Here is a 13,098-nt window from a genome sequence, read left to right on the forward strand (position 1 = left end):
CACCCGGGTCGGTGACGGACGTGCTGTTGCCGCGTTCGTCACCGGCCGCCCAGGGGATCTCGAGCCGGTCCATCGGCGCGCTGCTGGACTGGTTCGAGGAACGGGCGGTCGAGGGCCACTCGGTCATGGTCGTACGCCACGGGCACGTCGTCGCCGAGGGCTGGTGGACGCCGTACTCGGCCGGCCGCCCCACGCTGCTCTACTCGATGACCAAGTCCTTCACCGCGATGGCGGCCGGGCTGGTGATCTCGGACGGGCTGCTCGCGCTCGACGACCGGGTGGTCGACGTGCTGCCCGACCACGTGCCGGACGACGTCTCGGAACAGGGCCGCCGCATCACGGTGCACCACCTGCTGTCGATGACCGTCGGGCACGGCGAGGACAGCCTCTACGAGGCGTGGGAGCGGGAACCGGGCGACCTGGTCAAGGGCTTTCTGCGGGTGCCGTTCCCGCAGACCGAGGGTAGACAGTTCGTCTACGACAACGCGACCACGTTCCTCCTGGCCCGGATGGTCGAGAGGGTCAGCGGCCGAGACCTGCCGGACCTGCTCGACGAACGCCTCTTCCGGCCGATGGGCATCGACCACGCCGAGTGGGACCGGGTGGCGAGCGGCAAGGCGTTCGGTTTCCACGGCCTGCACCTCACGACCGAGGCCGTCGCCGCCTTCGGTGAGCTGCTGCTGCGCGGCGGACGATGGGGCGACCGGCAGCTGATCCCGCGGGAGTGGGTCGACCTGGCCACCCGGGCACACTCCGACGTCCCGCCGGCCGAGGACGACTCGGCGCGCGGCTACGGCTACCAGTTCTGGATCGCGGAGAACGGCTTCTACGCCTTCGGCGCCTTCGGCCAGAGCTGCGTGGTCATCCCGTCGCTCGACCTCGTCGTCGCCGTGACCAGCCACGACACGCTGCCGTCGTCCATGCCGGACGCGGTCTGGAACCGCCTGGCACCCGGCATCGGCCACCCGGGCAGCGAGCGGGACGACGAGATCCTCGCCGAGCGGCTGCGGCGGCTGTCGTTCCCGCTGGTGACGGGTTCGGCCGAGCCGGGGCGCTCCGCGACGGCGACGATCGTCGACGCACCGGACTCGGCGCTGCCCGCGGGTTCCCCGGTGCTGGTCGAACCGGTCGTCGGCGGATGGCGGCTGAGTCTCGGGCCGATCCGCGGTCTGGGGCCGATCCGCGCTCTCGAGTCGATCCGCGCTCTCGGGCCGATCCGCGGTCTCGAGGCCGGCCACGGCGAGTGGCGGGAGAGCGCGCCGCTCGGCCGGCCGGTCGTCGCGTCCGGCGCCTGGCAGGGCGACACGTTCGTCGCCCAGATCTTCGTCATCACCACCCCGCACTGGGTGCGGCTGGTGGTCGACGGCGACACGGCGACCGCGACCTGGAGCATCGTGCCGCTGACCAAGCCCGACCTGGCTTTGCACCTGCGGGCGCCGCTGATGACGCGACCCGACGTGGCGTAGGCCGTCTTTCACCCTCGGTGTCCGGGACCGTGGCGATGCCCGGTTTCAGCGCCTACACCGCGAGCAAATACGCGCTGGAAGGTCTCGCCGAGTCCCTGGCGGTGGAGGCCGGCCAATGCGGGGTCAAGGTGACCATCCTGCGGCTCGGGCCGTTCGCGACCGCGTACGGGGACAACGCCCGGCTTCGGCGCACCCGGTCGAGGATTACCAGCCCTTGGTCAGTGGAATGAGGGACGGGGTCCGGGCGCTCGCCACCAGCGGCATGGGCAGCCTGCCGAGCCACTTCGCCGACGTGGTGCGCCGCGTGGCCGACCTGTCGTCGCCGCCATTACGTCTGCCCGTGGGGCCGCTCGCCCTCGCCATGCTCGATCCGCACGCCGCACCTTGCGCGGGCCGCATCCCGGGCGCCGCACCTTGCGCACCCCGCGCGCAGCATCCCGCGCGCAGCATCCCGCGCGCAGCATCCCGCGCGCAGCATCCCGCGCGCCGCACCCCGCGCGCAGCACCCCGCGCCGCTTGCCTCCGGTCGGCGCTTTCTCAGCTGCCCTGGCGTGGGGTCGGCACCTGATGCCGCGCCGGGTAGCCGAGGAGCTCGATCAGGTTGCCGGTCGCTGTCGCGAACGCCTGGTAGATGTCGTCGTCGAAGTGGTTCTGCCAGTCGCCGGCGGCGCCCTTGCGATAGTGCGAGACCGCCTGGTTGCCGCGCATCCGGTCGAAGCTGTACCGGTCGCGCAGCGTCGTCAGATCATCCGGCGGGACGACGATGCCGCAGTGCCGCAGCAGGCGGTCCAACTCCTCGGCCTGCCGTGCCCCGGTCGGGTCCTCGTAGCGGAACAGCGCGATGCGCTCGTCCTCGGCGGCGGTCGCCCAGGAGCGCAGCGCCCGGAAAGTGCCCTTCTTGTTCAGGTGGCCGATCAGGTGGATCAGGCCGTCCTTTTCCGGCTTGCCGGCGAGTTGCCGGCGCAATTCCGGGATGTCGCCCATCGGGCCGTGCGTTTTCAGCGTCGAGAAATAGTTCGATACGACCATGTCGCGTGGATCGCGATAGACGAAGAATGCGCGCCAGGTGTCCGGCTTGGGAACGGTCTCGAATTTCTGGTACGACAGGAACATCGAGAGCGCGACACGCCCGCGCGGCGGCGGTTCCGGATGTTGCCACTTGTAGTACCTCGGAACGTACGGCAGCAGTCCGGAGTGGCGGTAGACGATCGGGTCGCCGAACAACGCCTTGATCCACTGGCTGGCGGTCTTGCGCGCCGCGCAGTGATAGATGTTGTCGAACGCGGAGCGGGTCGTGACCTGCACGGCGAATCGAAGGCGGACGTTGCGGGCCTCGAGCTGGGCGCGACGGGCGGCGACCCGCAGCGACTCGGGCGCGTTCTGCCTGGCGAAGGTGACGGTTCGATTGATCATCCTTGAGTCCCGATCGAGAATGGTCGTTAAATGGTGGCCGATCCCCACTTTTGACGATCGCTCGCGATGGTTCGCGTCAACCGCCCGATAACACGAACCGTGCCGTGACTTTACAACAGAACGAGCCTCTCCGCAGTGATGGCCGGGAAATGCGGAATTCCTGCATTTCCTCTAGGAAATGAAAAAGAACCGCCGGGTCACTGGCGACCCGGCGGTTCTCGGTGAAGTGGATCCGGTCAGTCCTCGGTGGACCTCGGACGGTCGGTGCTCGAGGATTCGTCACTCTGAGGAGTGACAGCCGGCGGTTTCTCACGCGGCGTGGCGGGCGTCGTGTCCGGCGGGTCCACCGCGTCCGGCGGGGTCTCGATGTCCGGCGGGTTGTCGGTCGCCGTCGGCGCGCCCAGATCCGGCGGAGTGATGGTCGGGGCCGGCGCCGGCGCGGCCGGCGCGTCCAGATCCGGCGGTGTCGTGGTGGACGCCGGCGGCGGGGGTGTGGCCGGTGCCGGGGCGGCGGGCGCGTCCAGGTCGGGCGGTGTCGTGGTGGACGCCGGCGGCGGGGGTGTGGCCGGTGCCGGGGCGGCGGGCGCGTCCAGGTCGGGCGGTGTCGTGGTGGACGCCGGCGGCGGGGGTGTGGCCGGTGCCGGCGGCGTGTCGGTGGGTGGCGGAGTGAAAGTGGCGCCCGGCGGCGGCGTGTCGGTGGGCGGCGGCGCCGGCGGGCCGGGCGGGTCGGCCAGGGCGGCCAGCCGGGCGAAGTTGACGCTCCAGCCCACCCCGAAGACCGGCGGCCCGACCAGTTTCGGGTTGTCCGGATCCCAGAGCTTCTGCTTGACGGTGTCCGCGGTCGGCGCCCGGAAGTCGTACGGCACGCCGCCGACGTCTCCGTGCCAATCCCGATCCGCGGGTGACTTATCCAGCTCGCGCGCGACCGCAGCGCCCGTGAGGACGCCCGCGGCCGCCGCGACGATCCGTGCCAGTGCGACGTTCATCGGGCCAGCGTACGACTCCGGCGCGACCGGCTCCTGAGAGAACGAACGTTCCTTCTCTGGAAAAGAACGTTCGTTCTCCGAAGGCCGGCGGATCAGCCGAGGATCTCCGGCGCCTCCCACTTCTCGCCGCGGACGTGGTGGGCCACGAAGGCGAGCACGGTCTCGTACCAGGCCTTGGCGTTGCCGGGCTTGAGGATCCAGTGGTTCTCGTCGGGGAAGTAGAGGAAGCGGTGCGGCCCGGGCTCGGTCGAGCGGGACTGCAGGTCCCACCACAGCCGCAGGGCCTCGCCGATCGGCACCCGGTAGTCGCGGTCGCCGTGGATGATCAGCATCGGCGTACGGATCTCGTCGACGAACCGGTGCGGCGAGTTGGCGCCGGTCATGTCTCCGGACATCTCCCGCGCCCACAGGTCGGACGTGTCGGTCGTGGCCGCGAACTGGTCCAGCGCCCACAGCGACGCGTGGGTGACGATCGCCGCGAAGCGGTCGGTGTGCCCGGCGATCCAGTTGGCCATGTAACCGCCGAACGAGCCGCCCATCGCCGCGGTGCGGGTGGCGTCGATGTCGTCGCGGTCCTCGGCCGCGTCGGTGATCGTCATCAGGTCCGTGTACGGCGTGCCGCCCCACGAGCCCCAGGCCCGCTCCATGAAGTGGTAGCCGTATCCGGTGGACAGGGCCGGGTCGGGCAGCAGCACGGCGTAGCCCTGTGCCACCGCGATCCACGGGTTCCACCGCCAGGACCAGGAGTTCCACGAGTGGCGCGGGCCGCCGTGGATCCACAGCAGCAGGGGCACGGGCGAGTCGGCGCCGGCGTGGTGCGGCAGGGCCAGCCAGGCGCGCAGCGGGGTGCCGTCCTCGGCGGTCGCGGTGACCTCGGTCAGCCGGCCGGGCAGCTCGGGCGCCGTGGCGGGACCGAGCAGCGGCTCGACCACGGCCCCGCCGGAAAGGAGGCTGCCCTCGGCCCCGCCGGGAAGGAGGCTGCCCTCGGCCCCGCCGGGAAGGAGGCTGCCCTCGGCCCCGCCGGAAAGGAGGCTGCCCTCGGCCCCGCCGGAAAGGGCGCTGCCCTCGGCCCCGCCGGGGAGGACGCTGCCCACGGACGAGCCGGTGAGGGCAACCCGGACCGGTGCGGGTGCGCTGCCCACGGAGGAGCGCAGCGCGTACGCCCACCGCCCGTCCGGTGCGATCCGCACGTCCGTGTACGCCGCGTCGTCGGTGGTGAGCCGGGTGACCTCGCCGGTGGCCACGTCGACCCGCCACAGCGGCGATCGCCCGTGGTCGTCGGCGGCGACGATCAGCGCCGCGCCGTCCGGCGTCCACTCGCCCAGATGCGGCCACCGGTCCCATTCCCGGGTCAGGTGCCGCACCTCGCCGCCGTCCAGCGGGACGACGCCGATCCAGCAGGTCATCGACCGTTCCGGGGTGGCCCGGGTCCAGACCATGGTCGCCACCGAGGTGCCGTCCGGCGAGAACCGTGCCGCCTCGAACGTCAGGTCGGGGTCCTCGGCCAGGGTCCGCCGTTCGCCGGTCTCCACGTCGATCGCCACCAGCGCCACCCGCCGGTCACCGGCCTCGCCGCTCGCCCAGGAACTCACCACGGTGCGGCCGTCGGGGCTGATGTCCCACTCGGTACCGTCCTCCAGCGCCCGCCCGACGTGCCCGGTCAGGTCGCGCAGGTCGGCGTCGTCGCCGGTGACGAGCAGGCGGGTACGGTCCGGGCCGAGGTCCTGGTCCCAGTGCCTCGGCGGGTACTCGGCGTGCAGGATCGCCGAGATCCCGCCCTCCTTGCGCTGCTTGCGGATCTCGGCGTCCGCCGCCGCGTCGGCAGCCGAGGGCATCAGGTCCGAGCCGAGCAGCACCGTTCCCGAGGCGCTGACCAGCAGCCCCCGTACCCCCTGGGGTGGGGTGAGAAGCACCCGCGCGTCGCCGCCCCCGGCGGGCTGGACCCAGATCGCGGGCCGCGGCTCCTCGCCCTCGGCCGCGTCCGGATCGGGCCGCGTCGACGCGAAGAGCAGGTCACCGCCGGGTGTGAACGCCACGGCCGACTCACCCTCGCTGCTCCTGGTCAGCCGGCGGGCCGGCCGCTGCCCCTCGGGGTCGACCTCCCAGAGCGACGTCACGTAGCGGGTGTTCTTCCGGTCCGGTGTGGACACCCCGACGACCAACCGGCGCCCGTCCGGTGCCAGCCACAGTCCACCCACCCGGGGCAGTCCGGTGTACGCGTCGAGATCGGTGAAGGGATCGGCATCTGTGAGCATCTCGCCTTCATATCACCGCTACCGGATGAACGCCCCCGCTCCGACGACCGGAACAGGACACGCACGGCCTGGGGACGATCACCCGGCGGATCAAGTCCGCACACTGACTGATGTCTTGTCCTCCCCGGGTCTCGGGCGCAGACTTCGTGACCATGCGCCACCGAGCCCATCGCATCGACGAGCTGATCCCGGAGCGGGTCGCGACCGCGGAACCGGTGCGCCCGCGCGAGGCGGCGTTGTTGCGGCTGCAGCAGACCGCCGGGAACCGCGCGGTGGCCGGGCTGCTGCGGGGCCGGGTCGTGCACACCCTCGCCGAGCCGGGCGCCGGCACGTTCGACGACATCCAGGCGATGCGTCCCGGCAGCACCTTCGTGACCGGCGCGACGTCGATGCCGGACGGCTCGTACCGGGCGCCGCAGTTCGAGATGGGCACCGCCTTCACCTCGCCCGGCGCGTGGGCGAGCACGCCCACCTGGAAGCAGAAGCACGACGAGGGTGACAGCGAGTGCGTCTACCTTCCGCCCGGCCGGTACCGGACCGCGAAGGAGGAGGACGGCAAGCCGGTGTTCCTCAAGGTGTCCGAGGAGATCTCCGAGCGGATCAGGGCCGGCGAGCAGGAGCACGCCGACGACATCAAGCACGCCCGGGACATCTCGCTGAAGGAGGCCGAGGCCGTGCTGGACAAGCACGTCATCGGGACCACCTTCCCCGCGGCCGCCACGAAACAGGAGGCGGAGCAGCGGGTGCTGGACCGGATCACCGCCAACCTCACCCACCCTGGCCTGGGCAACGACCAGAGCAGGTGGGGCGAGATCTACCGGATGCTGTACTCCAAGACCGAGGAGCGGGACCTCAAGGGCTGGCACCGGTTCTCCCAGGCCTACCGCGAGGAGGCCAACGGCGAGGTCACCTACACGGTCGTCGACGTCCGCACGAAGATCGGCGAGACCCCGTCGGACAGTCTGATCCGGTACTGACTCGGGTGAGCCGGCCGGCTCAGGTGAGCAGGACCTCGCGCATCTGCTGGCCCGGGTTGAAGGTGCCGAGCGGACGGCCGGAGCCCGGCTCGTACACCTGGAGGGTGTTGTTGCGGCGCATCAGCTCGCGGATCGGCAGGGCGATCGGCGGCGGGTCACCCATCGCGTCGTGCAGGGCGCGCGAGGCGGCGATCAGGCGACCGGCCAGGGCGGCGGCGTCGGTATCCACCGGCACGCCGAAGAACTCCCAGCCCGCCGCCGTCAGGTCGAGCAGTTCGAAGAGGTGATCCAGCACGGGCGCCGCGTCGGAGACCTTGGTGAGCCGCTTGGCGCCGGCGTCGATCACCGCCACGGCGCCGGCGATCTGGGCGTACGGATGGAAACCGCTCCGCAGCTCGAACATCGGCCAGCGCAGGTGGGCCGCGGCGTCCCGCAGCAGCGGCCGGTAGTTGCGGCGGTCCACGGCGTACCAGTAGCCGGTGCGCTGATGCAGCTGGGTGACCTGACCGGACAGCTCGGCGTGCGCGGCGTCCGCCGACTGGCGCAGCACCTCGGCCGCCACGGCGAGCCCGTCGTCACCGGCCAGCATCCGGGACACGGTCTCGGCCTGGTCGGCGAACCGCATCATGACGGCGCCGCCGAACTGGGTGCGGACGTCATTCAGCAGCGCGTCCCGGACGCCCGTGTCGTGCTGCACCGGCTGCCGACCCGGCCCTCGCCGGAACCACCGCATATTGCCTCGTTTCGCCGTAACCGTCCGGTCGCGGCCATGCTAGCGGCCGTCTCTCACATGCTGGCGAGTGCCACCGCGAACACCACCGCCGACGCGCCGAGCAGACCGCCCAGGGTGCCGCCCATCACCAGCAGGGCCGGCCGGGTGCGCAGGAACAGGCGCAGCAGCAGGTAGATCCCGGCGGCACCGATGAAGGCCAGCACGGCGAGGTACGAGACGAACAGGAAGCACGCCCCGATCAGCACGGCCGCGCCCGCGGCGGTCCACATCGCCGTCCGCCTGCCGAGGTCGCGGAGCAGCACCAGATAGGCCACCGCGCCGGTGAACAACAGCACCACGACCGCGGTGAGCGCGACGTGCACGCGGGCGAGCAGCAACATCAGCACGAAGCTCAGCGCCACCCCGGCCACCACCCCCGCGGCGCCGGGGACGGCCCGCTGGAACCCCCGCCGCGGAACCAGGGCGACGAGCGAGACAGCACCGGCGTAGCAGGCCGCGAAACCGATCATCAGCGCGAGCGAGTAGTCCATGGTCGTCGATGTTACGAAGCCCGCGCACGCCCGTCGGACGTCACGATCTCGAGATCCACCGGAGCGCCCAGCTGGACGGTGCGGCTGATCGTGCACTCCCGCTCGACGGCGATGCGAAGCGCCTTCACGACCCGCTCGCGCGCGGCCTCGTCGAGCCCGTCGAGGTCGACGTCGAGGGTGACGGAGAGCCGCTGGTACTCGTGGGTGCCCGGCGCGCGGTCCCGGGTCACGGTGGCGTCGACCTTCGCGTCCGGCCCGGACCGGCGCACCACCATGTCCTCGACGGTCACCGTCGTGCACGACGCGACCGCGAGTTGCAGCAGCTCACCCGGCGAGAACACGCCCTCACTCTCGTCCGAGCCGATGCGCACCTCCGCGCCGCGCTCATTGCGACCGACGAAGAGATGCGCACCGACCCGTTCAACCTCAAGTCCCGACATGGCTCAAAGATCGCACACCGGTCAGCCCTGACAGGAGACGGAGGGCCAGGTGTAGTTGCCGTTGTGCTGGACCGTGACGCCGAAGTTGTTGCCGCTGCCGTTCGGGCGCGCGGTCATCACCTGGCCGCTGGAGTCCCAGCTCGGTGCGGTGTTCCAGGTGCTGATCACCTTGGCGGGCGCGGGGATGTTCATGGTGACGGTCCAGTTGGTGGAGCCGGTGACCGCGACGTTCAGGTTGTAGCGGTCGCTCCACTGCTGGCCGGCCGACAGGGTCGCGGTGCAGCTGCTGCCGCCCCCGCCGCCTCCACCGCCGCCCCCGCCCCCGCTGCCGCCGATGGTGATGTTCGAGTTTCCGCTGCTCTGGTAGCCCTCGGTGGCCAGGATCTGGTAGTCGTGGTTGCCGAGGTTCATGCCCTTGCCGGCCCAGGCGCTGAAGTGCGTACCGGCCGTGATGGTGCCGCCGGTGCGCTTCTGCTGGCGGACGCTCCAGTACTGGTAGAAGGTCTTGTTGTCGCCCTCGATGGACGGCGCGTTCACCCGCTGGGTGCGGTAGATGTCGTAGGTTCCGCCGTCGCTGGACACCGTGCCCATGAAGGTGCCGGTCGGCCGGTAGGTGCCCCAGTTGTCGACGATGTAGTACTCGATCAGCGGGTTGTGGGTCCAGCCGTACAGCGTCAGGTAGGCGTTGCCCGAAGGGTTGAAACTTCCGGAGTACGAGACGCTGCGGCCGGTGCCTTGGCTCCAGCCCTTGCCGGCCACGAAGTTGCCGGTGTTACGCCAGCTGGTGCTGTAGTTCCCGCCCGATCCGAGCTCCATGGAGACGGTGCCCTGGCTGTCGGTCCAGAACGAGTAGAAGTAGCCGTTGTTGGTGCCTGTCTGGTTGGTGGTGACGGCCGCGAGGGCGGCGCCGGGTAGAAGGGTCGTGGCGGCGAGGACGGCCGCCGCACAGGCGGCGACGAGGGAGCGGACGCGCATAGGTGGACCTCCGGTTGACGTGTGCCCCGGTGGAGAGGCGACTCAGAGATCGACATCAAGCGATGCCTGGACCGAGTATTCGACCGATCGCGGCAACGTGTCAACAACTTCCGGAAACTATCGGGATCACGCGGTGGGCGACGTCGATGACGCGCTGGTCGTGTGTGGCCACCACGGCCAGCGTTCCCGCCCGCCCCGCCGGCACCAGCTTTCCCGCGGGCAATTCAAGATCCACATCATGGCGTACGCGGTGCCGGAGCGCCGCCACCCGAACCGGCGGCGCGCTCATGCCGGCGGCCGCAGCTCGACGTGTCCGTCCATCAGGGTGACGACCACCCGCCCGCCCGGGAACAGCGGCAGCGCCTCCTCGGGCAGCTGCGGCCTGCCGAGCCCGTCGATGGTCGCGGTCCGGTCCTGGCCGGCCTCGCGCTGCGCGCCGGCGTCGACGGTGGACTCCCGGAAGACGCCGCGCACCAGCTCGGCACCGATCGACCCGGCCAGGCCGGACGACATGCGGTGACGCTACAACACCGGCCGGTGTCAGTCGGCGATCTCGACGTGCAGGAGCTGATCGTCGAGAGTGCCCGTGAGCACGTTGGCGGCGCCCTGGTCGACGAGCTCGTAGAAGACCCGGACGGTGTGGTTGCCCGGGCCGACCCGTTTGCAGACCTGGGTGCTGTCGCCCTGCCCGGCGTCGGTGCTGAAGGCCAGGTCGTTGGCCGGCGGCATCAGCGCGCCGTCCAGGGTGACCACGACCCGCAGGAAGTCGACCGGTGCCACGATGCTGCCGGACTGGCCCTGCAGGCGGCCCTCGGCCGAGTAGGTGACCAGGATCTGGTCGGTGTCGTTGCCCGGGGTCATGAAGTTCACGAAGCTGCCGGGCACCCCCACCGGGCCGCCGTTCTCGGCCAGCGGGACCGGGAGGTCGTTCAGCCGGGCCAGGCTCTGCTCCTGGACGCCGCCGTCGCAGTCGGCGACGCCGTTGCCGGCCGCGTCGAGGGCTCGGTCGTCGTCGACCAGCGCCGCGGCCGACGGTCCGGCGGCCAGCAGCGCCAGCATGGTCGCGACCGCCGGGACGATGATTCGGGTACGTGTCCGCATGGGTTCTTCCCCCTGAGGTTCGGGACGGCCGGAGTGGCCGACCTGCGGGAACCGTGACATCGGGGCATCCGGGCCGCGTCACCGTAGCGTCACGGTGAGTTGTGATGGGGTGCACGAAACCATCCCCAACGGGGGTATATACCGGCCGACCGGATGAGTCGGACAGTGGCGGGCGCACCTCACCATGGCGGTGTGTTCCGAAAAGTCCTCACCCTGATGCTGGTCGGCGCGGTCGCCGTGACCGGGCTGGTGGCCAGCGGTTCCGGCCGTGGCGCCGCCGCCGAGACCGCCGCCGTGGACGTGCTGTTCGTCGGCAACAGCCTGATCGGCACGCGCACGATCACCGGCGAGGACACCCCGGACGTGGTTCGCCGGATGGCCCGCGAGCGCGGCGTGACGGTCCGGGTCACCAAGGCCATCCGGTACGGCAGCAACCTGCAGAAGAGCTGGGACATCGGCCTGTCCCGGCGGCCGCTGACCCAGGGCCGGCGGTACGACTTCATCCTGCTGCAGGAGTTCAGCGTCCTGGTGGCCACCGACCCCGGCCGGGTGCGGCGCACGCTGCTCAACACGTACGCTCCGGCCCTGGCCAGATCTCTCAAGCCCGGCGGCCGGGTGATCCTCTTCAAGAACTGGGCGCTGGTGAACCCGAAGCCGTTCGCCTCGCGGCGGGCGAACGTGGCGGCGATCAACGCCAACTACGAGCGGATCGCCAAGGCGATGCCCCTGCCGGTGGTGCTCGCGCCGGTCAGCGACGGCTTCGAGACCGTGGTCGCCCGGCAGGGCACCACCTCGCTGATCGTCAAGGACGGCAAGCACCCGACCAGCCAGGCCATCTACCTGGACGCCGCCATCCTGTACGGGATGTTCCTGAACCGGTCGCCCCGGGACGCGCCCCGGCTCTACCTGCCCGCCCGCACCGCGCGGAGCCTGCGCGACGTCGCCGCGAAGTCGCTCGGCTACTGACCGAACCTTTCTTGCTTGCCGTGCGTGAACAAGGGGTGTGAGCGAAGCCGTCCTGTTGCGCCCCGCGCCGGTCCGAGCCCCGGACCGAGTCCCGGTCCGCTCCGCCGCCCCGGTGCGCGTGGCCGGCCTGGACGGGCTGCGTGGCCTGTGCGCGCTCTACGTGCTGCTCTTCCACTGCTGGGCGTACACCTTCAAGGGCTTCCCGCGGACCCTCGGCCCGTCCTGGCTGCACTGGCTCGGCATGGGCCGGTTCGCGGTGATCTTCTTCCTGGTGCTGTCCGGTTTCTCGCTGGCACTGTCGGCGGCCGGGAACGGGTGGCGGCTCGGCGGCGTCCGGCGGTTCCTGAAGCGGCGGGCCTGGCGGATCCTGCCCGCGTACTGGGCGGCCCTGGTCTTCAGCCTGATCATCACGCTGACCGTGGTGAAGATGCCGCACTCCGCCCCGCCGAACACGAGATCCGTCGTCGTCTTCGGCCTGTTGCTGCAGGACGTCGTCCCGGCGCCGACGCCGAACGGCGCGTTCTGGTCGATCAGCGTCGAGGCGCTGCTGTATCTGACCTTCCCGCTGCTCCTGCTGATCACCCGGCGGGCCGGCGTGTGGACGATGCTGCTCTGCGCGTCGGTGCCGGTGGTGGTGGCCGGCTTGATCCTCGACCCGCCCTGGTTCGCCGACCGGCACCTGGCCTGGCAACTGCTCCCGGTGTTCGCCGCGGGGGTCGCGGCGGCGGGGATCCTCCGGGCGGATGACCGGGTACGCCGGTTGCCCTGGTTCTGGCTGTCCATGGCGGCGGCCGCCCCGGTCGCCGCGCTGATGGCGATCCGTGGCGGCGCCTGGGTGGTCCGCCACTACTTCTGGCTCGACCTGGCGGTCACCCCGGCGCTGGCGATGCTCGTGGTGGCCCTGGCCACGGCCCGCCCGGCGCCGCTGGTCCGGTTCCTGAGCACCCGGCCGCTGGTGTGGCTGGGCTCGTTCTCCTACAGCCTCTACCTGATTCATCTCCCGATCGTCGTGGCGATCTATCTGACCGTGGTGAAGCCCCGGCTCGGGCACAGCCTGGAAGCCTTCGCGATGACCACGGTCGTCGCCGGTGGCGTGTCGCTGATCACTGCGTGGCTTTTCGCCCGCCTCTTCGAATTTCCGTTCCAACGGCACCGCTCGGTCGCGGCCCTGCTCAGAAGCCGTCCACAAAGGACAAGCTAGCCGTTCGGCTGATTCTGACATCGAAACATTTCTCTTCTTGACGGTCGACAACCCG

General features: G+C 71.0%; 15 protein-coding genes. 5 read left to right on the top strand and 10 right to left on the bottom strand.

Translation table 11 applies throughout. From position 1 onward, the window contains the following. Nucleotides 1-20 precede the first annotated feature (20 nt). Entirely contained in the window at nt 21-1,466 is a 1,446-nt protein-coding gene (locus QSK31_RS00130; protein ID WP_285679761.1) for a serine hydrolase domain-containing protein, read from the top strand. Nucleotides 1,467-1,483: 17 nt separating this feature from the next. After that, the gene (locus QSK31_RS00135) at nt 1,484-1,696 is read left to right on the top strand and encodes an SDR family NAD(P)-dependent oxidoreductase (RefSeq protein WP_285679763.1); all 213 of its coding nucleotides are present in this window, start codon (nt 1,484-1,486) and stop codon (nt 1,694-1,696) included. A 307-nt stretch (nt 1,697-2,003) separates the two neighbouring features. Here the strand turns inward: QSK31_RS00135 and QSK31_RS00140 are convergent, their stop codons facing one another. From QSK31_RS00140 to QSK31_RS00150, 3 genes are all read right to left on the bottom strand, one after another. Next, nucleotides 2,004-2,879 carry a sulfotransferase domain-containing protein gene (locus tag QSK31_RS00140; protein ID WP_285680441.1) on the bottom strand — a complete coding sequence of 292 codons (876 nt, stop codon included), beginning with the start codon at nt 2,877-2,879 and terminating at the stop codon, nt 2,004-2,006. A gap of 236 nt (nt 2,880-3,115) precedes the next feature. After that, nucleotides 3,116-3,865: a hypothetical protein gene (locus QSK31_RS00145; protein ID WP_285679765.1), complete on the bottom strand. Its 750-nt coding sequence runs from the start codon at nt 3,863-3,865 to the stop codon at nt 3,116-3,118. Nucleotides 3,866-3,957: 92 nt separating this feature from the next. Continuing rightward, complete coding sequence (locus QSK31_RS00150) at nt 3,958-6,120, bottom strand: S9 family peptidase (RefSeq protein WP_285679767.1); 2,163 nt, start codon at nt 6,118-6,120, stop codon at nt 3,958-3,960. A gap of 152 nt (nt 6,121-6,272) precedes the next feature. Between QSK31_RS00150 and QSK31_RS00155 the strand changes: the two genes are divergently transcribed. Then, the gene (locus QSK31_RS00155; RefSeq protein ID WP_285679769.1) at nt 6,273-7,097 is read left to right on the top strand and encodes a hypothetical protein; all 825 of its coding nucleotides are present in this window, start codon (nt 6,273-6,275) and stop codon (nt 7,095-7,097) included. 19 nt (nt 7,098-7,116) lie between these two features. Here QSK31_RS00155 and QSK31_RS00160 read toward each other — a convergent pair whose 3' ends face one another. The 7 genes from QSK31_RS00160 to QSK31_RS00190 all read right to left on the bottom strand — a co-directional run bounded on the left by QSK31_RS00160 (nt 7,117) and on the right by QSK31_RS00190 (nt 10,876). Further along, nucleotides 7,117-7,794 carry a hypothetical protein gene (locus QSK31_RS00160; protein ID WP_285679772.1) on the bottom strand — a complete coding sequence of 226 codons (678 nt, stop codon included), beginning with the start codon at nt 7,792-7,794 and terminating at the stop codon, nt 7,117-7,119. A gap of 89 nt (nt 7,795-7,883) precedes the next feature. Further along, nucleotides 7,884-8,360, bottom strand: a complete 477-nt coding sequence (locus QSK31_RS00165; protein ID WP_285679775.1) for a hypothetical protein — start codon at nt 8,358-8,360, stop codon at nt 7,884-7,886. A gap of 11 nt (nt 8,361-8,371) precedes the next feature. Beyond that, entirely contained in the window at nt 8,372-8,800 is a 429-nt protein-coding gene (locus QSK31_RS00170) for an OsmC family protein (RefSeq protein ID WP_285679777.1), read from the bottom strand. Nucleotides 8,801-8,821: 21 nt separating this feature from the next. Next, nucleotides 8,822-9,775: a glycoside hydrolase family 11 protein gene (locus QSK31_RS00175; RefSeq protein WP_285679780.1), complete on the bottom strand. Its 954-nt coding sequence runs from the start codon at nt 9,773-9,775 to the stop codon at nt 8,822-8,824. Nucleotides 9,776-9,875: 100 nt separating this feature from the next. Then, nucleotides 9,876-10,064, bottom strand: coding sequence for a hypothetical protein (locus QSK31_RS00180; RefSeq protein ID WP_285679781.1), 189 nt, complete (start codon nt 10,062-10,064; stop codon nt 9,876-9,878). Then, nucleotides 10,061-10,288: a hypothetical protein gene (locus QSK31_RS00185; protein WP_285679783.1), complete on the bottom strand. Its 228-nt coding sequence runs from the start codon at nt 10,286-10,288 to the stop codon at nt 10,061-10,063. Before QSK31_RS00185 ends, QSK31_RS00180 begins: the two co-directional genes overlap by 4 nt. 27 nt (nt 10,289-10,315) lie before the next feature. Beyond that, complete coding sequence (locus QSK31_RS00190; protein WP_285679785.1) at nt 10,316-10,876, bottom strand: hypothetical protein; 561 nt, start codon at nt 10,874-10,876, stop codon at nt 10,316-10,318. Between the two features lie 192 nt (nt 10,877-11,068). On the opposite strand from QSK31_RS00190, the gene QSK31_RS00195 reads away from it, so the two are divergent. Together QSK31_RS00195 and QSK31_RS00200 are read left to right on the top strand one after the other, a co-directional pair. Next, nucleotides 11,069-11,842 carry an SGNH/GDSL hydrolase family protein gene (locus tag QSK31_RS00195; protein WP_285679787.1) on the top strand — a complete coding sequence of 258 codons (774 nt, stop codon included), beginning with the start codon at nt 11,069-11,071 and terminating at the stop codon, nt 11,840-11,842. Nucleotides 11,843-11,879: 37 nt separating this feature from the next. Further along, entirely contained in the window at nt 11,880-13,043 is a 1,164-nt protein-coding gene (locus QSK31_RS00200; protein ID WP_285679789.1) for an acyltransferase family protein, read from the top strand. The last annotated feature ends 55 nt before the right edge of the window (nt 13,044-13,098 follow it).

The organism is Actinoplanes sp. NBRC 103695, assembly GCF_030269485.1.
Taxonomy (GTDB): Bacteria; Actinomycetota; Actinomycetes; order Mycobacteriales; family Micromonosporaceae; genus Actinoplanes.